Below are 19,683 nucleotides of genomic sequence, written 5' to 3' on the forward strand. Positions count from 1 at the left end.
GAACGCTGTGTATTTTAATCGATATATTCGGTTCCGAAAACCTCATCATAATTGTGGACACAGTTATTAACAAAACCTTGTTCAGCCATCCATTGATCGCTGTAAACTTTTGTGATATACCGGGAGCCGTGGTCCGGATATATCAGCACAATAACATCATCTTCGGAAATAGGATGCGAGTTGGCATATTGAAGTAAACCTTGCGTAACGGCACCACTCGTGTATCCGCCCATAATGGCTTCCTTCAATGCAATTTCGCGGGTTCTGTAGGCAGACATTTCATCGTTCACGCGAACAAATTCATCTACCTGATCAAAGAGTAGGGCAGCAGGAATCAGATTTTTCCCCATTCCTTCTATTTGATATGGTTTAATATCCAAAGGATTGATAGTTCCGGTTTCATGGAACCCTTTCAGAATAGAGCCGTCTGCATCTACACCGATGATCTTAATATTTGGATTTTTTTCTTTCAAAAATTTGGCAGAGCCGGAAAGCGTTCCTCCGGTTCCGGTACAGCCGAAAAGATGCGTGATTCTGCCTTCGGTTTGTTCCCAGATTTCTGGGCCGGTAGTCAAATAATGAGCATCAATATTCAATTCGTTGAAATACTGATTGATGTAAATGGAGTTCGGGGTTTCGCGTGCAATTCTTTTGGCGACTTCGTAATAAGATCTGGGATCGTCTGCAGGAACATTGGCAGGACAGATGTAAACTTTCGCACCTAACGCTTTTAAATAAGCTATTTTTTCGGGCTTCGTTTTATCGCTGACGGCAAGAACGCAGTCGTAACCTTTTACAATGGAAACCATAGCTACAGAAAAACCGGTGTTTCCTGAAGTGGTTTCTACAATTACGGAACCTGGCTGTAGCAAGCCTTTTTGTTCTGCGTCTTCAATGATATGAAGCGCAATTCTGTCTTTGGTAGAATGCCCGGGATTACATGATTCAAGTTTTGCAAAAACTTTTGCGGGAATCGAATTGGTAACTTTATTAAGTTTTACCATTGGCGTATTGCCAATTAAACCGAGAATATTATCGTAAACGTTGTTCATTTATTTAATCTATTTCTCAAAAAAAACCTTGGCAAAATTACAAAAAAAAATGCTTATTTTCTAATTTGTGGTCTAAGTTTAATGTTGAAAACAGCATCAGCTGAAACCTTTTATGCGTCAGTTTTCGCAAAAATCAAGCCATAATCTTATAACCTCTTCACTTTTATGAAAGAGTGATAAGGATGATGTTGTGCAGCGAATAAAATGATAATTTTCTTCGGTTATGAAAGAGTGATCAGATATTGGAGGTTTTTGATATTTTTTATATTTTTTATATCTCAATTACGCATACAATTATCCGATCACGGCCGTTGTAAACCAAAGCGGAATTCCTCCATTTACTTATACTTTTAACTGGGAATAAACATAAGCTGCTCAAAATTCACCCTTTTTTAATTGAAGGAATTTTGTCAAAGGTAGCGTTTTATACTTTTTCGGTTACTAAACAAAAGATCCGCCCATTTCTGGACGGATTTTAATGATTGTGCAGATTTTATAATCTAGCTTCGGTATCGTCGTTATACCATCTGTCATATGTATACCTTGCATCTTCTTCGTTTCGTGGTCTGTATCCCATATAAATTCCACCTTCTTTGATTTCATCTTCATATCTTTTCGCTTCATCCTCAGGAACTCCTGTTCCAGTAAGCGCGCCTACCAATCCGCCTGTTGCAGCACCAGCACCAGCACCGGCGAGTCCGGCGGCAAGGGGTCCTGCAACTACCAGACCTAATCCTGGAAGTAATACATTGGTTCCGATAGCAGCTACAGCACCTATCACAGCACCTATTCCACCTCCGATTAGAGAACCTGTTCCGGCATTTTCAGCAACTTTATTGCCCAAATCTGTATCGCGATCGGTGTTGGTAAAATGAGTATCGCGGGTTTTGTCGGTCATCAAAAGGTTGACATCATCTGTGGTGTAACCTTTGGAATGTAAATCCTGATAAGCTCTTTCGGCTTCATCTCTGTTTTTAAATACTCTTGAAACATAATCGCTTCTAAATGGTGGTTTGTACGTTTGACTTTCCATAATAATAAAATTTAATGTTAATAATTGTGATTTTCTGTGACATTAAAATTCAATTAAGATGCCAGATAAACAGGCATTAACATTGTTTAACATAATAATATTGGAAAAAAGCTGAAGATTGGAAATGTGAAATCTCAGGGAGATGGTTCAATATAATGCAGGCCATAAATCAAAAAATTAATGGATATTTTGGTCTTTTTTCTAAAAGAACCTGGGTTTATTAACCTTTCTTTTTCCTTTCCTTCATTAAATCTTCAAGATAGTCGGTTTGAACTTCTTGAATCTCTAAAAGATTTTTATTTTGGTGGACTAAAAGATGGTCTATTTTTTCGCTCAGCAACTTAATTTCAAGTTCGGCTTTTAAATTAATTTTATAATCGTGTTCGGCTCGCTGCCGGTCTTTTTGTTCCTGTCTGTTTTGGCTCATCATAATAATAGGAGCTTGAATGGCCGCCAAACAGGAGAGAATAAGATTGAGCAAAATAAAAGGAAATGGATCAAAAGGCTGTGTTGTTAAAAACCAAATATTAACCCCCATCCACAATAAAATGAACGTAAAAAAAGCAACGATAAAAGTCCAGCTACCGCCAAATGCAGCAACCCGATCGGCAAGTTTTTGTCCAAAAGTCAGTTCAGCTTCTATTTCGTCTTGAATATTTTCTGAAAGGATGGAATTATTTTTAATAGCCTCCATCACATTTCTGTCAATCATGGCCACTTCTCCTTTCTCCTGAATAATCAGAGAAGTCAGGTAATGCCTTCTGTATTGATTCAGTTCGTCAATGGTTATAAAATCGTTCTGGTTGAAGGCAGGAAATTCGGATTTTATTAAGTTGTAAATTCCTTCTCTGATGTCGAAACCTTTAACTTCTTCACCCTTAGGAATTTCTTTTTTGCTGATGTGACTTATTTTCATTCTAAATGTCTTTTAGGATAACCTATACCTATTGCGAGCTCAAAATTGGTAATTTCTGTTAGTGAAAAAAAAACAATAAAAACATATGTATTCATTTTGAAAGTTGGGTGTTTTTTCTATCTCGCCATGCGTTTTTCATTGGGAATATTGACAATTCCACAACCGCCAACAAGCCAGTTGTAGTTTTCCTTAATCATTTTTAAGGTCAGCAAGGCGAAAACAGTATGCGCGTTTTCCAGGAGGAAATTTTCGGGTCTGTTGTTTCGCTCACGACTTTCAAAGATACTGAAGAAGCGATTAAAATTGCAAACGATACGATTTACGGTTTAGGAGCCGGATTTTGGACGAGTGATGCACATGAAATGTACCAGGTTCCGCGCGCAATTCAAGCTGGCCGAGTGTGGGTGAATCAGTATCATACGTATCGTGAGCATGCACCGTTTAGCGGTTACAAACAGTCAGGTTTTGGCCGGTAAAATCACAAGATGATGCTGGATCATTACCGTCAGTTGAAGAATATTTTAATCTCTTTCGATAAAAATAAGCAAGGTTTCTTTTAAATTAAATCAGAACTTTTGAACAAATAAACAAAATAAGGGGTGACGGAAGTTGTCCTTTATTTTTGGTTGCAACTCAACACAAATCATTTGATCTAAACCAATTCTAACTGATTTTGATTTCAAATACGAAATGACAACATATATCTGACAAAATATTAAGAAATTTAAACATACTAAATGCGCATTCTCTTTTGTCAAGTTTCAGCTAATATTGTTTCCAAACATAACAAAATATTCATCTTCCCTCCGAAACGGTTCATTTAAAAATGAGTAATTTTGTAGCTCTAAAAGCAAAGATGAAAAAACTGTTTTATTTTATTTATTTGTTGCCTGCGTTGTTTTCTGCACAGGCTCCGGCCGGGTATTATTCCGGAACCGAAAACCTGAGCGGATATGCCTTGAAAACAAAGGTTCAGGAAATTATTTCACGAAATTACAACTGGCATTACGGCGATCTTCAGAATTATTATAAACAGACCGATCTGGATGTGTATTATGACCACACACCGGCTACCAATCCTTTTTTTAATACTACCACCAATACGATGGAGTATATCATGCTGGATATTTACTCTGAAATTCCGACCGGTCCGGATGCTTACGAATACCACACCGGCCAAATGATCGGGAGTGGATCCAGCGAAGGATTGGGCTACAACAGGGAACACATGATTCCGCAAAGTACTTTCAGTACAGGAAGCATCAGCAATTATCCCATGTATTCCGATTTGTTTTTTGTGATTCCTGTGGATGCGAGAATCAATCAGCTGAGGAGCAATTATCCTTACGGAATTGCTGGAACGACCACGTACTGGAGTTTCACCAATACTTCCAAAATTGGAAATAGCGCGATTCCGAATTATGCCTACACAGGAAGGGTATATGAACCGATCGATGAATTTAAAGGAGATGTGGCCAGAGCTTTATTATATTTTGCAGTACGTTACGAAGGGAAATTAAGTTCTTTCAATCATCTGCTGGGTAGCGGAACGATTACACCAACCAACGACCAATCGCCGTTGGATGGAACTGAAGAACGCGCTTTCGATCCGGCTTACCTTGAAATGCTGAAACAATGGCATATTCTAGATCCGGTTTCACAGCGGGAAATAGACCGTAATAACGCCGTATTCAGTATTCAGAAAAACAGAAATCCTTTTGTGGATCATCCGAATTGGGTCAATCTTATTTGGTCCGAAACTCCAGACGGAATTGCTCCGGCAGCACCTTCCAGCCTTGTTTCTACACAACAGAACGCCCATTTTGTAAATTTGAGTTGGACACCAAGTGCGGATACTGACATTTTAGGATATCGGATTTATATGAATGGAGCTTCCACACCGATTGCTACCACCAAAAAAACGAACATTTCTATTGACCGGCTTTCGCCTTCTTCCACCTACACTTTTACAATAAAATCTTTTGATAAAGGTTATCTGGAATCACCTGAAAGCAATACAGTTACGGTTACGACAGCGGCTTCAGATCAGTATGCCAAAGATCTCATGATTACCAAATATCTGGAAGGAAGTGGAAATAACAAAGCGATTGAAATTACCAATAACACCGGCCACGAAGTGAATCTGAACAACTACAATCTGAATATTCAATTTCAGAATTCTTCCACAGGAAGTTATTATTTTTCAGACCGGTTTCAACTGGAAGGAACTGTGGCGCACGGTGAAGTTTTCGTCATTCTCAATCCCAATTCAAATTTCACCTGTTATACAAATGAGCAGGCAAAATTCGTGACGGCTTCCACGCCGCTTACGTTCACGGGAAGTCAGTATATAGAATTGGCATATCAGGGTTTCGGAACCGTGGATGCTATTGGTACAAAAGGAAGCGTGAACAGCACCGGAAATATGTCACTGTACCGGCTGAACACCATAAATAATCCCACAGATATTTTTGATTTTGCAGAATGGCAACAACATCCGAGCAATTATTGTCAGAATTTAGGAAGTTTAGCAGCGACAGAAACTGCGGAAATCCATTCTAAAACTTCTTCGGTTTATCCCAATCCTGTCCAGCATTTTCTTTATCTCAAAGGAAATCGGTTACATACCATTTCGGAAGCGACAATTATCGACATGAACGGCAGGGTAGTACTGCATAAAAAACAGCCTTTCAAACATTCAAATTCTATAGATGTTGAGCATCTTCAACCCGGAGTGTATATGTTGAAAACAGATAAAGAATCACATAAATTCATCAAAAAATAAAAATAAAACGGTCTTAGGATTTCCTGAGACCGTTTGTTTTATTTGTTGAGTCCAATATAATAAAGATCCTTCCGGCGGTCGTTCATAATCTGAACATCGCCGTTGTGGTGAAGTTCTTTCAGCAGATTAAGATCTACATCTACAATCAGGGTCATTTCTGTATTGGGAGTCGCTTCTCCTTTGATGGCATTGGAAGGAAATGCAAAATCTGAAGGGGTGAAAACTGCTGCCTGTCCGTATTGGATATCCATATTATTAACACCCGGCAAATTGCCTACACAACCTGCGATAGCGACATAGCATTCATTTTCAATCGCTCTTGCTGCGGCACAATTGCGTACTCTCATATAAGCGTTTTGAGTATCCGTAAGATAAGGTACAAAAAGGATTTTCATTCCTTCATCCGCCAAAATTCTTGGCAATTCCGGAAATTCTACATCATAACATATCACAAGGCCCACTTTTCCGCAGTCGGTATCGAACACCTTTATTTCGCTTCCGCCTTTCATTCCGTAGTGTTTTTTTTCGTTGGGCGTAATATGGATTTTTCGGTATTCATCGGTTTTTCCATCTCTGTGAAGCAAATAGCTGATATTGTACAGTTCTCCGTCTTCTTCCAGAGGCATACTTCCTGAAATAATATTCACATTGTAACTGATGGCAAATTCGGAGATTTTCTGTTTTATTTTTTCTGTCAGTTTGGCTAATTCAAGCATACTTTCCCTTTCCGAAAGGTGATTATATGGTGCCAATAAAGGCGTATTGAAAAGTTCCGGAAACATCACAAAATCGGATTTGTAATCCGACATTACATCCACAAAAAACTCCACCTGTTCAAAAAACTCATCCAGACTTTTGAAATGCCGCATTTGCCATTGTACCAACCCGAGCCTTACTACGGTGTCCTGCATCGTGTTGGGCCTAGCGCTGTAGTAGATATTGCTCCATTCCAACAGAACTGCGTTTTCTTGGGAAGAAGTATCGCCGGGAAGATAATTTTTTAAAATTCTGATCGGCTGAAAGCTGTTGGAAAGCTGAAAAGTAAGAACCGGATCGTAAATTTCTTTTTTTCTCACTTTTTGAATATACTGTCGCGGAGTGAGCTCATGCATGTATTCATGATAATTCGGAATTCTTCCTCCGATAACGATGGCTTTCAGGTTCAACTGTTCGCAGAGTTCTTTCCGTGCATCATACAATCTTCTTCCAAGACGCAAAGAACGGAATTCAGGATCTACGAACATTTCGATTCCATAAAGAACATTTCCAGAATTATAATGCGTATTGAAACTGCCGTTTCCGGTAATTTCTGCATACGTATGATCATCACCATACAATTCATACTGAACGATAATGGCCAAAGACGCGGCCGCCACTTTACCATCCACAGTGACACAGATTTGCCCGTCCGGAAATATGGAAGTCAGTTTCTGAATATTCCTTTTGTCCCAAACATCGTCCCGCATTTCGGGATATGATTTTTTCATGACTTCTATTAAATTCTGATAGTCATCTAAGGTCAGTCTTCTGATATCAACTTGCATAATGATTTATTATTTTGAATGAACGATCCTGTTTTTGGTCAGTTTTAAAACCCTTGAAACGAGAAGCAGTGCTGAAACGGTCAACCCGAGACCTAATGCAATCCACATTCCGAAAGCGCCCATTTTTAATGTAACACACAAAAAGTAACCCAAAGGAATGGCAATAATCCAATAGGAAAAAAACGTTAAATAACTCGGAATTTTCACATCCTGAATTCCTCTTAGAATTCCTAATGCGGTTACTTGAATTCCGTCAGACAGCTGGAAGAGCGCTGCGATAATGAGGAGTTTGGAAGCCAGTGCAATTACTTCTACATCTTCTTTTTTTGTGAAAAAAGTGGGTAAAATTTCCCGCGCGGCAATAAAGAAAATACCGCAGATTCCCATATAAACAAAAGTGATTTTCAGGTTATTGATGCCAATTTTGCGGAGTTCCTGAAAGTCTTGTTGTCCGAATTTTCTGCCAATCATCACAGTAGATGCCACACTGAAGCCGATACAAAGATTAAAAGTGAAAGACGCCATGCTGAGAGCGATCTGATGCGACGCAATATCCTTCGCGGAAACCAGTCCGCAGATGAAAGCTGCACCAGCAAAAGCTGTTATTTCAAAGAACATTTGTAGTGCAGTTGGAAGGCCAATTTTCAACATCTTAGCGAACATTTCTTTGCGAAGATCATTCACTTTGAGGGTGAAATTTCTCACGTATCTTTTTGTTTTTTCGTGATTTACCATTACAGCATACAGAAAAACCAACATGAAAATTCTCGCAATCAGCGTAGCTAATGCAGAACCTTTCACACCCATTTCTGGAAAACCGAACATTCCTTTAATGAAAACATAATTAAGTGCAATATTAATAACATTGGCGATGATTGTCGCTTTGGTAACACCAATGGTATATCCCAAACCTTCAGAAACTTCACGCAAAGTCTGAAAAGCCATAAAGGGAAGAATACTGAACGCCATTATCATGATAAAATCCTGAGTATCAGGAATGATTTCCGGTGGCTGATTGAGATGTTCAAGAAGAGGAATAAATCCTAATAGCAAAAGCATGAGGAGGAATCCAACAACCATATTCAGCACCAGTCCATGCTGGAAAACCGACATGATACGGTGGTGTTTCATCCTCGAATGGGCCTGAGAAACCAAAGGCGGAATAGCAAACGAAATGCCCAATCCGAATATAAAAACTGAGATAAACAGTGCATTTCCCAAAGAAACGGCTGCTAGTGCATTCGCTCCTAATAAATTTCCGACAATGATGTTATCAAAAAGTTGTACTGAAACCTGGCCCAATTGGGTCAGCATTACCGGAACCGCCAGAACAAGGGTTTCTTGGGTATATTTTTTATGCAGAAAACTCATGAATTTAAACAAAAAAGTTTGCAGCAAAAATACTGCAAACTTCTTTATGATATGAGTTATTGTGTAAACTTATTTTCTGACAAACGCGGCTACATCTTCTGCCGAAACTGGGTTTCCTCCTAAGATGATGAGCCGTTCCACAATATTCCTGAGTTCCCGGATGTTTCCTGTCCAGTTGAAATTTTGCAAGCTTTTAATGGCTTCAGGATCAAATACCTTGGTCGCATTTCCTTGTTCGTCTGCAATAATTTTAGCAAAATGTTCCACCAGCATTTGAATGTCCTCTTTTCTTTCCTCCAAAGGCGGAACGTATATTTCAATAACGGAAAGTCTGTGATAGAGGTCTTCCCGAAAGCGTCCGGCTTCTATTTCAGCCTGCATGTTCTTGTTGGTGGCGGCTAAAACTCTCACATCCACTTTTATTTCTTTATCGCTCCCCACGGGTGAAACCTTGCTTTCTTGTAATGCGCGAAGTACTTTTGCCTGTGCGACAAGGCTCATATCCCCGATTTCGTCCAGAAAAATAGTACCGTTGTTCGCCAATTCAAATTTTCCCTGTTTGTCTTTTATAGCTCCGGTGAAAGATCCTTTCACGTGTCCAAACAGTTCACTCTCAATTAATTCTGAAGGAATTGCAGCGCAGTTTACCTCAATCATCGGGCCTTTGCTCCGGTCACTTTGCGCGTGTATTGCATGGGCTACCAATTCTTTTCCGGCACCGTTCGGTCCAGTAATTAAAACCCTTGCATCAGAACTTGCCACTTTATCGATCATGTCCTGAATTTTTTTCAAAGCAGGGCTTTCACCCACCATTTGGTATTTTTTATTGACTTTTTTCTTGAGCGTTTTATTTTCTGTCTGAAGGTGTTTGTTTTCCGAGGCTAATTTTTCTTTGTTCAAAGCATTTTTAACACTGGTAATCAGTCGGTTGATGTCAATTGGTTTTGAAATAAAATCGTAAGCACCTTCTTTCAGGCAATCTACGGCCATATCGATATCCGCATGTCCGGAGATCATGACAAAAGTAGTGTCAGGTTTCAGTTGTAATGCTTGTTTCAAAAGTTCAGTTCCGGAAAGTTTGGGCATTTTTATATCTGAAATCACGAGTGCAAAATCTTCTTTTTCGATATTTTTATATCCTTCCAGGCCATCTTCTGCAATGATAAATTCATAGTCTTTTATTTCATCCGAAAGAATACTTTGCAGAACTCCCGAAATCGCTTTTTCATCTTCTACAATGAGGATTTTTTGCATGTTAACTGATTTTTTATTATGTTGAATAGACTGCCTCACCAGCAGCAATAATCATTCCTACTTTTGCTCCGGTACTAATTTGTTATTCTCTGTCACCAAAAATGGAAGATCCGATTCTTACTGAATTGGCTCCACAAGCGATTGCCAACTCAAAATCACCACTCATTCCCATGGAAAGTGTGCTGAGCGGATGTTGTGCTGAAAGCTGGTCATAAAGAGTTTTCAAGACGGTGAATTCTCTTTTAATTTGGTTTTCATCTTCGGTAAAAGTGGCCATTCCCATGAGTCCTGTGATGGTAACATTTGGAAATTGTTGCTGTTTCCATTTCAGGAAGAGTTCCTTGCATTCAGAAATTTCTAATCCATATTTAGTGTCCTCTTCTGCAATTTTTACCTGAAGAAGAACTTTAACATTTCGCGAGTGTCTTTCAGCCTGTCGGTTTATTTCATGCAGAATTTTCTCACTGTCAACACTTTGAACTGTATCTACAAACTCTGCAATATATTTTACTTTATTGGTTTGAAGATGCCCAATGAGATGCCACTGAATATCCTCGGGAAGCAAAGGTTGCTTTGCGGTGAGTTCCTGTACTTTGTTTTCTCCGAATATCCGATGTCCGGCTTCATAGAGGATTTTTATTTTTTCAACAGAATGATTTTTAGAAACTGCAACGAGTTCAACATTTTCTGGCAACTGAGAAAGAATTTTTTTGTAATTTTCTAAAAGAATTTCAGATTTCATAAAAGAAATTAGGTAGTTCCTGATTTTAACATCCAAATATATGTTAAATTTGTGAGATAATTAATAAATTTAAACTAACATTTATCATGAAAACACTCGAGAATCATCTGCTGAATGCGGCAGCTCAGGAAACCCTCTCTGAAACGTATCAGAAAAAAAATCATCTTTTTATCAACTTTCACCGTGAAGAAGGGCTCCCGGAATCTTTCCAATATGGATTTGACCTCACTGTTCTTCAGCAGTATCTGGATTATGTGCGTTCGGAAACCGAAGCAATGGGAATTGAAAATGTAAAGATTAAAATCTGTATGGGACAATATCCAACAGATAATTTTGATGACAGGCTCAATCCTGAATATCACGGCTACCAAACAGTATTCCTCCGAGCAGATCAGTTTTTTCCCGACGAACAAGCGGGAGATGACATTCCTGTAAACGGCATTGATGCTCTGAATTTTGGCGTTTTATATCCACCTCATTTAAAATCATCATGACCCTGCGATCGTTTTTTATATTCACTTTATTGGGCTTGTATCTTATACTGTTCTGCCGGTTGGTTTTGAAGAAAAAAATACTGGGAAAGCACATTGAGTTTTTTACCATGGCGATTTTCACTATTTTTTTTACAGAAACTTCCGCTCTTATTTGTAGGCAATATCTTGATAAAAATCCAACCATTCTTTATAATATTAGCATTATTGGGATAACGTACTTTCTTTTCCTTTTTTATTTTTTCAAGCTTACTGAAAATCAAAATCTAAAGAAATTACAGCTGGGAATATGTGTTGTTCACGTCATCAATTTCATTGTTTCCGCATTTATAACCAAAGATTTCATCACGGTATTTTCCGAAACTACCAATTTCACCGGCATTTTTTTGTTATTGGTTTCCGTAGCTGTTTTTATGATTGACACCTTAAACTCTGAACATGTCCTGAGGCTTCGCTCATATTATCCCTTTTATGTGGCCCTTAGTCTGGTGCTGATTTATACAGGTCTTATTCCGCTTCTTTTTTTTGGTAAAATGGTGACACAACCGTCAGAGGCTTATGTTTTTCAAATTTTAATGCTGGTCGTGAACTGGATTGGATATATTTTACTGATTGCGGGAACATTTTATGCCAAGAAAATAAATACGGCGTATGAAATTTGAAGGAATGGAATTGCTGATGGTTTTTTCTACCATTATTATTTTAACCATGGTGGTCATCATGGCATTGCTTTATTCTACATTTCTTAGAAAAAGAACCGATCTGTTGCTGAAAGAAAGGGAAAAAGAACTGAAATTTGAACAGGAACTTGCCTTGTCACAGGTGGAAATTAAAGAACAGACACTCAGTTATATCGGGCGGGAACTTCATGATGATCTTGGGCAAAAACTTTCTGTAGCGAAAATGATGAATAACAAATTCTTCACTGCGGAACAACCACAAAGTACAGATATCGCCAAAGAAATGAACCTTCTGATTGGAGAATGCATCAATGATATTCGGAATCTTTCCAAAATGTTTATTACGGATCAAGTCGCGCATTTTGGATTGCTGGATTCCCTGGAAAGGGAAGTGAAGAGAATAAAAAAATTAGGTTTTGTAAAAGTGGAGCTACAGACCAATGTTTGTTGTGTTGAAATGGATTCCAAACATGCCGTAATCCTGTTCCGTATTTTGCAGGAATGCCTTAATAATGCTTTAAAACATTCGAAAGCTAAAAGCATCAGCATTTCCGTGAATAGCAGTCCGGAAATTTTGTATATTGCCATTAAAGATGACGGTATTGGAATGGTGCAGAAACTCGAATACGACGGTGTTGGAATACGAAGTATGAAGAAAAGGGCAGAAATGATCAATGCAGATTTTAAAATCCTTTCTGAAAAAAATAATGGTACTGAAATAATAATACAATATACTGCAAAAAGAGCCTGATGAAGAAAATAAAAATTGCGATTGTAGATGATCATCAGCTGGTTTCAAAAGCTATTGAGGAAATGTTGACGAACCAGCCGCAGTTTTCAGTAGTGTGTAATTGCGGAAACGGCGATGAGTTTTTGGAACAAATGGAAATAAGCACTTTCCGACCCGATGTGGTTCTGATGGATATTAATATGCCTTTTCGGAACGGTATTGAAACAACAAAAGCAGCAACAGAAAAATATCCTGGAATCAAAATATTGGCACTGAGCGTAGACGACAGTGAACATACTATTATCAAAATGATCAAAGCAGGAGCTGTAGGGTATCTGCTGAAAGATATGTCACCGGAAATTTTGTTTAAAGCCATTGAAGAAGTTCATACATCAGGAACTTTCGATCCGGATTTTCTGCACCAGAACCTCGCAAAAGCGAAAATGGAAGAAGATTCGATTCAGGCTATTCTTGCCGATTTAAAAGACAAAGAAATACAACTCCTCAAACTATGCTGTACCGAATTGACATATAAAGAAATCGCTGATAGGATGCTCGTAAGTCCAAAAACTGTTGACGGGTATCGGGATTCACTTTTTATCAAACTGGGCGTAAAAAGCAGAATAGGAATCGCCATGTTCGCACTGAAGAATCAGATGGTTTAAATCTTACGCGAGAAGTTTATTTTTCAATCTTTTCATTCCTTCCGATGCGCCACATTGAAAACAGTTTTCCGAACGCGTAAAATCATTGGGAAGATGCGGATCAATAATGAAAATTTCACAATGGTCCGGGGTTGAGTGAATAAGTCCGGCCGCTGGATACACCTGCATAGAAGTTCCGATAACCAGAAAAATATCCGCTTCTTCAACAATATCTGCAGCTTCTTCCATAGCGGGAACCATTTCGCCGAACCACACAATATGAGGACGAAGTTGGCTGCCGTTTTCATGAAGATCACCAAAATTCAGGTCCTTTTCCCAAGGAATTACTTCGTCAGAATCTATCGGCCTGGCTTTCAGAAGTTCGCCATGAAGATGAAGGACCTTCCGTGAACCTGCTCTTTCATGCAAATCATCCACATTTTGGGTAATAATATGAACATCAAAAAACTCCTGAAGTTCTGCGAGAATAAGATGCGCTTCGTTAGGATGGACTTCCTTCAATTGTCTTCGTCGTGCATTATAAAAATCCAGCACCAACTTTGGATTTTTCCGGAAACCTTCCGGGCTCGCCACTTCTTCTACTTTATGATTTTCCCAAAGGCCATTACTGTCTCTGAACGTTTTGATGCCACTTTCTGCGGAAATTCCCGCTCCTGAAAGTACCACAAGCTTTTTCCTGTCCATATTATTCTGATAATTTCTTCAAAGTTAAGGCGTTTTTAATTCCGGAAATTCCAAAAGTATTATTAAAGAAAATGAAAGATGTTCCTTTAAAAGAGTTGATTTTTTCCGAAAGCTTTTCTAATTCACTGTCACTGTATTCTGATTTGAACATTTGCGGAACACCGTGAAGACGGTAATACAAAAACTTATCATGATTTATGATGACCTCATCGGGAATCTCTTTCGGAATCGAAACGCCTGAAAAAACCACTCCTTCGTTTTTCATTTGATGATATACTTCATTGTTCCACCAGCTTGTATGTCGGAATTCCACAACGTTTAAATAATTCGGATCCACGCTCTCTAGAACTTTCTGCATATTTTCCTCAGTATATTGAAACGACGGCGGAAGCTGAAAAAGAAAACCACCCAGTTTTTCTTCCAGGCCTTGTGCAATATGATGGCAAAAGTCTGTGGTTTCTTGCGAAGTGACGTTCAGTCTTTTGATGTGCGTTACCGTTTTGGGAATCTTAGTAAAGAACTTAAAATCATTTCCAGTGGAACGCCGCCAGTTTTCGAGGGTTTTCTGCGTTGGTCGTCGGTAGAATGTAGAATTAATTTCGACCGCATTCAGTTTTTCAGCGTAGAAATTCAGATATTCTTTAGACGGAAGGTCTTCAGGATAAAAATAACCTTTCCAGCTTCTTTCTGAAAATCCCGAACATCCGATAAATACTTTCTCGCTGCTCATTTTTTCTTTACTGTTTCAGGTTTTCATCCAGTGATGCACTGTTCAGCCGTAGAGAATTCAGGATCACCGAAACAGAACTGAAACTCATTGCAGCCGCCGCAATCATCGGGCTCATCAGAATTCCGAAAATAGGATAGAGGAGTCCTGCCGCAACCGGAATTCCCAGAATATTATAGATAAAAGCGAAGAAAAGATTTTGTTTGATATTTTTAAGCAGTTTTTCGCTTAGAATCCAGGATTTGGCCACGCCCAAAATATCGCCTTTCACCAGAGTGATTTCAGCACTTTCTATGGCTACATCGCTTCCGGTTCCCATCGCAATTCCGACCTCGGACTGTGCCAATGCCGGTGCATCATTTATGCCGTCACCCGTCATCGCGACGATTTTCCCAGCTTTCTGTAGCTTTTTCACGGCTTCCATTTTATCCTGAGGCAAACATTGGGCTTCAAACTTATCAATTCCCAATTCCCGGGCAACGGCTTCTGCGGTATGTTCATTATCACCCGTCATCATGATGATTTCAATCCCATTTTTCTGAAGATATTCGATGGCGCGTTTTGAACTGGATTTTATCTTGTCTGAAAAAGCAAGAAATCCCAGAACGACATTGCCTTCAGACAGATAAGAAACTGTTTTGGCGGCACTTTGCTTTTCCGCTGCTGCGCTTTTTAACGATTCTGGAACCTGAATATTAAACTGTTGAAGAAGCGATTCATTTCCAAGAAGAACAATTTGACTGTTGATGTCTGCTTTTACTCCTTTTCCTGAAATATTTTCAAAACCGGATGTTTTATCAAAGTTCATTCCTGATTTTTTAAATTCCTGTAAAACAGCACTCGATAACGGATGTTCAGAATTCTGATTGAGCGATGCCGCCAGTTTCAGGATTTTACTTTTATCACCATTATCGTGAGTTACTATTTCCTCCAGACTGGGTTTTCCTTCCGTCAGCGTTCCGGTTTTATCGGTAATCAGCACGTCTACTTTATGCATCAGTTCCAAAGCTTCGGCATTTTTAATCAGAATTCCGTTTTTCGCCCCTTTTCCAATTCCGACCATCAAACTCATTGGAGTTGCCAGACCTAATGCGCATGGACAGGCGACAATCAATACTGCCACAGCATTGACCAACGCAAGGATCATCCGGTTTTCACCACCAAAAATCCACCAGATAATAAAAGTGAGAATAGCGACAACAATGACAGCAGGAACAAATATTTTGGAAACTTTATCCGCTAAATTCTGAATAGGAGCACGGCTTCGGCTTGCAGTATTCACCATTTCAATGATTTTGGAAAGCAAAGTTTCATCACCCACTTTTTCAGCAATCATGAGAAAAGTTCCGTTTCCGTTGATGGTTCCTGACGTTATTTTATCATCGATTTCTTTTTCCACCGGAATTGGTTCGCCTGTAATCATGCTTTCATCCACAGCGGAATTTCCCTCGGTAATTTTCCCATCTACCGGAATTTTTTCTCCCGGTTTTACCCTCAGAATATCTCCGATTTTCACTTCCGAAAGCGGCACTTTTTTTTCTTCTCCGTTAATGATAAGATTGGCTTCATCGGGTGATAAATTCATCAGTTCTTCAATGGCTTTTCCGGTTCTCTGATGCGCTTTCGCTTCCATAAACTGTCCCAAAATAACCAAAGTAAGGATGACACAAACTGCTTCAAAATACAACGGGAGTTGATCTTCCTGCATCATTTCTGCAGGAAATATTCCAGGGAAAAACAACGCCATGATACTGAAAATAAAGGCTGCACCTACTCCTAACGCGATAAGGGAGAACATATTAAGATTCCATCTCACAAACGAGCGGTAACCGCGAATCATTAAAAACCAGCCTGCGTAAAACAACACGGGAAGCGTCAATACCAACTCAATAATTCCCTGAATATGATGAGAAAAAGGAAAATTAATGAACATGCCGCCCATTGATAGAATAAATACAGGAATGGTGAATGCTGTGGCTGCCCAGAATTTTCTGGAGAGAATTTTTACCGTGTCGTCCTCAGAAGACGCTCCCGGTTTTCCGGGAATTTTTACCAAATCCATACCGCACACAGGACAGCCAACATTGCTGTCGTACACCTTATCGCCTTCGCAAAGCATTGGACAATAATATTTTCCGGCATTTTCAGCCATAAAGTTTTTAGAAAATCCGGGTGTTTCTGAAGTTGTATGAAGATGATGTTGTTTGTCTTTGCTTCCAGCCAGAAGGTCTTCGGTAATTTCTTCCAAATGCATGTGACAGACTGGACAACCTGTATCACTGTCGTACACCTTATCGCCTTCGCAAAACATAGGGCAATAAAATTTACCCAACTTCTGCTGAAAACTTTCAGGAAGATTCGTTTTGGAAAACGCCTGTGTTTTATTTTGGTATTCTTCTTTTTCCTCTATCGGAACCAAATACATTTTACAAACCGGACAACGCTCGCCTTGCTGAAAATAGACTTTTTCGCCCTCGCATTCCATCGGACAATAATAAACAGAACTTGGGGAAACCCTTTGCTGAGGCGGAATAACGGCCGGTTTCTCTTCAGAATTCATTTCCTGAAGCTGATAATTTCCTGCTGATTGAAGTGCGGAGTTCAGTTGGTCCAGTGTAACCGGATTTTCAGACGAAATATCTACATATTCTTTATCCAGCTTCGCAGTAACGCCGGTAAGCGCATTCAGGGATTTTAAAACTTTTTCCTGACAACCTGTACAGGTCATCCCAATTACCTTATATCGTTTGTTCATATTTACCTTTCTTTATTCAGCGAATTTCCTGAAATTCAACCGTAATGAATTATAAATATAAGGAAAAGAGTTATAATTTTCAGAAAGCGTCCAGAGATTTTCGGCTTTTGACTTTCATGTTCTTGAAAAGAGTAGGAGTAAATCCTGTGATGTTTCGGAATTGTGATGATAAATGCTGAACACTTTTATATCCCAACATTGCTGCAATTTCCTTCAGCGAATATTCCTGATAGAAAAGCAGTTCTTTCACTTTTTCAATTTTTTGAAGAATAAAATAATGTTCCAGCGTCATGCTTTGATGTCTGGAAAATAACTTCGATATAGCACTGTAATCGCGGTGAAGTTGGGTGCTGAGATATTCTGAGAAAAGAAAATCTTCAGAAATATCGAGTGTCGAGACTTTGTTGACGATCAATATTTTAATATTTTCAATCAGTTTCTGGGACTGATCTTCCAGAATTTCAAAACCCACAGCGTTCAGTTTCTTAGAGAGGTTTTTCAGTTCAATTTCTGAAAGTTCCTTATCTGTTTCCACTTCGCCCAAGTGTATTTCATTGAATTTAATTTCGGATTGCTCCAGAATTGTTTGCACCGCCATAATACAGCGGGTACACACCATATTTTTAATGAATATTTTCACGATCTGTCTTTCAGCCTGTTTTCAATAAATTCAATTTGGGTTTTGCCATGTCTTGTAGGTTTTCCGGCTTCGTCTACTCCCACAAACACTATTTTTTCAATGGTAATGATGGTTTGTCTGGTCATCATATTTCGTACTTCGCAATACAATGTAATAGAGGTGTTGCCGAACTCTACCGCTTCAATTCCGATTTCGATAATATCGCCCTGTTTTGCTGAACTCACAAAATTAATTTCGGAAATAAATTTGGTAACGCACCTTGGTGTTTCCAGTTGAACAATGGCGTACAAAGCGGCTTCTTCATCGATCCATTGCAAAAGCCGACCTCCGAAAAGCGTATGGTTGGGATTCAGATCTTCCGGTTTGATCCATTTTCTGGTGTGATAATTCATATCAAATGTTTTTTGTAAAGTAGTCTGAAAATTAAAAAAATTAACTGAAACAACCCATTGGCAGATTAAGTCGGTTTTTATCCCTTCTGTTTCTTGCCTTTCTTCTTTTTCTTGCCTTTCTTCTTTTTCGTTTTATCAGAAATTGGGTTTAGAATTATGTCAGCAATAGGATGGATCGGTATTTCTTCTTCTATTGGTTTAAGCTCTATTTTCAGATCAAAAAATGTCAGCAGATCCTGTTGGGTTATCATTTTTTCATCCAATAAAAACTGAAGAATTTCTGTTCCGGAATTTTTATAAAATTTCCCAAACAGTTCTTTCATCATAAATTTTTTATACACATCAGCTGTTACAGAAACGGTATATCGGTTAATCCGGCCTTCTTTTTCGGCAGATAAATAGCCTTTTTCCAGAAGAATTTTCAAATAAGTGGAAACGGTATTCTGATGAGGTTTAGGATCCGGGTGTTGCTCCATAACATCTTTCATATAAAAGGTGTGCAGATTCCAGAGAACCATCATCAGTTGTTCTTCAGCATGGGTAAGAGAATTGATTTTCATAAGTTTTTATCCATTCAGCACGTTGTGGGTATAAAGATAGGCAAAAGACATGATGAGAGCCAGCAGGAAACCAACAAATACTTCGGGCGGAGTGTGTCTTTTTAAAATAACTCTGGTGATTCCGACTATGATGGCAATGCCCAACCACATCCATCCGAGAATCCTATTTTCTGTGAAGAAAAGTGCGGCGGCAAATACGTTCAGTGCAGTATGCATTGAGGTTTTAATGAGAAAATTACTGAAATGCATCATCATGATCAAAAGAAATAAGAAAAGCATGGTGTAATCTATCTGCTTATCAATCAAAAAATTAAACACGAGATAACACAGAATCAAAACGATAATAACAGTATAAAGGCTTTTCCGCTGAATCCTGTTGGATACGTCCATATTGCTGTAGTTTCCTTTCCTTACATTCCACACAATCCATGAAATCACAGGAATAATAAGGATCAACAAAATTGGCAAAAACTCTGTAACTGCTTGTTCCAAATCATAATTCACAATGCTGAAATACACGAAGTACAGAAAAAGCGAATTGATGGGATTAAAAAAATTGGAAATAAATTTTGAAAGCCTGATAGAATAGCTGGTGTTCTGCATAAAAACAATTCAGTTCCCAAAAATAACCCTTTCCAACAAAACTGCCCATAAAAACAAAA

Annotated in this window: 19 protein-coding genes and 1 pseudogene; 6 read left to right on the forward strand and 14 right to left on the reverse strand. The window is 38.8% G+C overall.

Annotation, left to right across the window (positions count from 1 at the left end; genetic code table 11):
- Nucleotides 1-14 precede the first annotated feature (14 nt).
- The 3 genes from DQ356_RS09925 to DQ356_RS09935 all read right to left on the reverse strand — a co-directional run bounded on the left by DQ356_RS09925 (nt 15) and on the right by DQ356_RS09935 (nt 3,001).
- Entirely contained in the window at nt 15-1,052 is a 1,038-nt protein-coding gene (locus DQ356_RS09925; protein WP_114304340.1) for a PLP-dependent cysteine synthase family protein, read from the reverse strand.
- 493 nt (nt 1,053-1,545) lie between these two features.
- On the reverse strand, nt 1,546-2,085 hold the full coding sequence (locus DQ356_RS09930) for a hypothetical protein (protein ID WP_114304341.1): 540 nt from the start codon (nt 2,083-2,085) through the stop codon (nt 1,546-1,548).
- A gap of 220 nt (nt 2,086-2,305) precedes the next feature.
- A complete protein-coding gene (locus tag DQ356_RS09935; RefSeq protein WP_114304342.1) occupies nt 2,306-3,001 on the reverse strand; it encodes a DUF1003 domain-containing protein in 696 nt (231 codons plus the stop codon).
- Nucleotides 3,002-3,210: 209 nt separating this feature from the next.
- On the opposite strand from DQ356_RS09935, the pseudogene DQ356_RS09940 reads away from it, so the two are divergent.
- Nucleotides 3,211-3,561, forward strand: a pseudogene (locus DQ356_RS09940) (aldehyde dehydrogenase family protein); the annotation flags it as partial.
- Between the two features lie 296 nt (nt 3,562-3,857).
- Nucleotides 3,858-5,786 carry an endonuclease gene (locus DQ356_RS09945; RefSeq protein ID WP_114304343.1) on the forward strand — a complete coding sequence of 643 codons (1,929 nt, stop codon included), beginning with the start codon at nt 3,858-3,860 and terminating at the stop codon, nt 5,784-5,786.
- A 38-nt stretch (nt 5,787-5,824) separates the two neighbouring features.
- On the opposite strand, the gene DQ356_RS09950 is transcribed toward DQ356_RS09945, so the two are convergent.
- From DQ356_RS09950 to DQ356_RS09965, 4 genes are all read right to left on the reverse strand, one after another.
- A complete protein-coding gene (locus DQ356_RS09950; RefSeq protein ID WP_114304344.1) occupies nt 5,825-7,330 on the reverse strand; it encodes a bifunctional GNAT family N-acetyltransferase/carbon-nitrogen hydrolase family protein in 1,506 nt (501 codons plus the stop codon).
- Between the two features lie 9 nt (nt 7,331-7,339).
- Complete coding sequence (locus tag DQ356_RS09955; RefSeq protein WP_114304345.1) at nt 7,340-8,701, reverse strand: MATE family efflux transporter; 1,362 nt, start codon at nt 8,699-8,701, stop codon at nt 7,340-7,342.
- A 69-nt stretch (nt 8,702-8,770) separates the two neighbouring features.
- Nucleotides 8,771-9,955 carry a sigma-54-dependent transcriptional regulator gene (locus DQ356_RS09960; RefSeq protein WP_114304346.1) on the reverse strand — a complete coding sequence of 395 codons (1,185 nt, stop codon included), beginning with the start codon at nt 9,953-9,955 and terminating at the stop codon, nt 8,771-8,773.
- An 82-nt stretch (nt 9,956-10,037) separates the two neighbouring features.
- Nucleotides 10,038-10,697, reverse strand: coding sequence for a YggS family pyridoxal phosphate-dependent enzyme (locus DQ356_RS09965; RefSeq protein ID WP_114304347.1), 660 nt, complete (start codon nt 10,695-10,697; stop codon nt 10,038-10,040).
- Nucleotides 10,698-10,783: 86 nt separating this feature from the next.
- Here DQ356_RS09965 and DQ356_RS09970 point away from each other — a divergent pair, with 86 nt between their 5' ends.
- The 4 genes from DQ356_RS09970 to DQ356_RS09985 all read left to right on the forward strand — a co-directional run bounded on the left by DQ356_RS09970 (nt 10,784) and on the right by DQ356_RS09985 (nt 13,263).
- Nucleotides 10,784-11,191, forward strand: coding sequence for a hypothetical protein (locus DQ356_RS09970; protein ID WP_114304348.1), 408 nt, complete (start codon nt 10,784-10,786; stop codon nt 11,189-11,191).
- Between the two features lie 65 nt (nt 11,192-11,256).
- Nucleotides 11,257-11,850, forward strand: coding sequence for a hypothetical protein (locus DQ356_RS09975; protein WP_147267617.1), 594 nt, complete (start codon nt 11,257-11,259; stop codon nt 11,848-11,850).
- Nucleotides 11,840-12,619, forward strand: a complete 780-nt coding sequence (locus DQ356_RS09980; protein WP_114304350.1) for a sensor histidine kinase — start codon at nt 11,840-11,842, stop codon at nt 12,617-12,619. The genes DQ356_RS09975 and DQ356_RS09980 overlap by 11 nt, the downstream gene beginning before the upstream one ends.
- Nucleotides 12,619-13,263, forward strand: coding sequence for a response regulator transcription factor (locus DQ356_RS09985; RefSeq protein ID WP_114304351.1), 645 nt, complete (start codon nt 12,619-12,621; stop codon nt 13,261-13,263). Before DQ356_RS09980 ends, DQ356_RS09985 begins: the two co-directional genes overlap by 1 nt.
- Nucleotides 13,264-13,266: 3 nt before the next feature.
- Here the strand turns inward: DQ356_RS09985 and DQ356_RS09990 are convergent, their stop codons facing one another.
- The 7 genes from DQ356_RS09990 to DQ356_RS10020 all read right to left on the reverse strand — a co-directional run bounded on the left by DQ356_RS09990 (nt 13,267) and on the right by DQ356_RS10020 (nt 19,624).
- Nucleotides 13,267-13,947 carry an SIR2 family NAD-dependent protein deacylase gene (locus DQ356_RS09990; protein ID WP_114304352.1) on the reverse strand — a complete coding sequence of 227 codons (681 nt, stop codon included), beginning with the start codon at nt 13,945-13,947 and terminating at the stop codon, nt 13,267-13,269.
- Between the two features lies 1 nt (nt 13,948).
- A complete protein-coding gene (locus tag DQ356_RS09995) occupies nt 13,949-14,677 on the reverse strand; it encodes a DUF72 domain-containing protein (protein WP_114304353.1) in 729 nt (242 codons plus the stop codon).
- A 7-nt stretch (nt 14,678-14,684) separates the two neighbouring features.
- Nucleotides 14,685-17,429 (reverse strand): heavy metal translocating P-type ATPase, encoded by a 2,745-nt coding sequence (locus DQ356_RS10000; RefSeq protein ID WP_114304354.1) that lies wholly within the window; start codon nt 17,427-17,429, stop codon nt 14,685-14,687.
- A gap of 79 nt (nt 17,430-17,508) precedes the next feature.
- On the reverse strand, nt 17,509-18,069 hold the full coding sequence (locus DQ356_RS10005) for a helix-turn-helix domain-containing protein (protein WP_114304355.1): 561 nt from the start codon (nt 18,067-18,069) through the stop codon (nt 17,509-17,511).
- Complete coding sequence (locus DQ356_RS10010) at nt 18,066-18,461, reverse strand: acyl-CoA thioesterase (RefSeq protein ID WP_114304356.1); 396 nt, start codon at nt 18,459-18,461, stop codon at nt 18,066-18,068. Before DQ356_RS10010 ends, DQ356_RS10005 begins: the two co-directional genes overlap by 4 nt.
- Before the next feature lie 77 nt (nt 18,462-18,538).
- On the reverse strand, nt 18,539-19,021 hold the full coding sequence (locus DQ356_RS10015) for a BlaI/MecI/CopY family transcriptional regulator (protein ID WP_114304357.1): 483 nt from the start codon (nt 19,019-19,021) through the stop codon (nt 18,539-18,541).
- A 6-nt stretch (nt 19,022-19,027) separates the two neighbouring features.
- Nucleotides 19,028-19,624, reverse strand: coding sequence for a phosphatase PAP2 family protein (locus tag DQ356_RS10020; RefSeq protein WP_114304358.1), 597 nt, complete (start codon nt 19,622-19,624; stop codon nt 19,028-19,030).
- Nucleotides 19,625-19,683 lie beyond the last annotated feature (59 nt).

The sequence above is a fragment of the Chryseobacterium lacus genome, from assembly GCF_003336205.1.
GTDB lineage: Bacteria > Bacteroidota > Bacteroidia > Flavobacteriales > Weeksellaceae > Chryseobacterium_A > Chryseobacterium_A lacus.

What these genes read in the sequence shown, in the direction of transcription:
- DQ356_RS09965 (WP_114304347.1), bottom strand. Translation starts at nt 10,697, where the DNA reads ATGAAATCTGAAATTCTTTTAGAAAATTACAAAAAAATTCTTTCTCAG.
- DQ356_RS10000 (WP_114304354.1), bottom strand. Translation starts at nt 17,429, where the DNA reads ATGAACAAACGATATAAGGTAATTGGGATGACCTGTACAGGTTGTCAG.
- DQ356_RS09945 (WP_114304343.1), top strand. Translation starts at nt 3,858, where the DNA reads ATGAAAAAACTGTTTTATTTTATTTATTTGTTGCCTGCGTTGTTTTCT.
- DQ356_RS09950 (WP_114304344.1), bottom strand. Translation starts at nt 7,330, where the DNA reads ATGCAAGTTGATATCAGAAGACTGACCTTAGATGACTATCAGAATTTA.
- DQ356_RS09960 (WP_114304346.1), bottom strand. Translation starts at nt 9,955, where the DNA reads ATGCAAAAAATCCTCATTGTAGAAGATGAAAAAGCGATTTCGGGAGTT.
- DQ356_RS09930 (WP_114304341.1), bottom strand. Translation starts at nt 2,085, where the DNA reads ATGGAAAGTCAAACGTACAAACCACCATTTAGAAGCGATTATGTTTCA.
- DQ356_RS09970 (WP_114304348.1), top strand. Translation starts at nt 10,784, where the DNA reads ATGAAAACACTCGAGAATCATCTGCTGAATGCGGCAGCTCAGGAAACC.
- DQ356_RS09925 (WP_114304340.1), bottom strand. Translation starts at nt 1,052, where the DNA reads ATGAACAACGTTTACGATAATATTCTCGGTTTAATTGGCAATACGCCA.
- DQ356_RS09990 (WP_114304352.1), bottom strand. Translation starts at nt 13,947, where the DNA reads ATGGACAGGAAAAAGCTTGTGGTACTTTCAGGAGCGGGAATTTCCGCA.
- DQ356_RS09985 (WP_114304351.1), top strand. Translation starts at nt 12,619, where the DNA reads ATGAAGAAAATAAAAATTGCGATTGTAGATGATCATCAGCTGGTTTCA.
- DQ356_RS10015 (WP_114304357.1), bottom strand. Translation starts at nt 19,021, where the DNA reads ATGAAAATCAATTCTCTTACCCATGCTGAAGAACAACTGATGATGGTT.
- DQ356_RS10010 (WP_114304356.1), bottom strand. Translation starts at nt 18,461, where the DNA reads ATGAATTATCACACCAGAAAATGGATCAAACCGGAAGATCTGAATCCC.
- DQ356_RS09935 (WP_114304342.1), bottom strand. Translation starts at nt 3,001, where the DNA reads ATGAAAATAAGTCACATCAGCAAAAAAGAAATTCCTAAGGGTGAAGAA.
- DQ356_RS10020 (WP_114304358.1), bottom strand. Translation starts at nt 19,624, where the DNA reads ATGCAGAACACCAGCTATTCTATCAGGCTTTCAAAATTTATTTCCAAT.
- DQ356_RS09955 (WP_114304345.1), bottom strand. Translation starts at nt 8,701, where the DNA reads ATGAGTTTTCTGCATAAAAAATATACCCAAGAAACCCTTGTTCTGGCG.
- DQ356_RS09980 (WP_114304350.1), top strand. Translation starts at nt 11,840, where the DNA reads ATGAAATTTGAAGGAATGGAATTGCTGATGGTTTTTTCTACCATTATT.
- DQ356_RS09995 (WP_114304353.1), bottom strand. Translation starts at nt 14,677, where the DNA reads ATGAGCAGCGAGAAAGTATTTATCGGATGTTCGGGATTTTCAGAAAGA.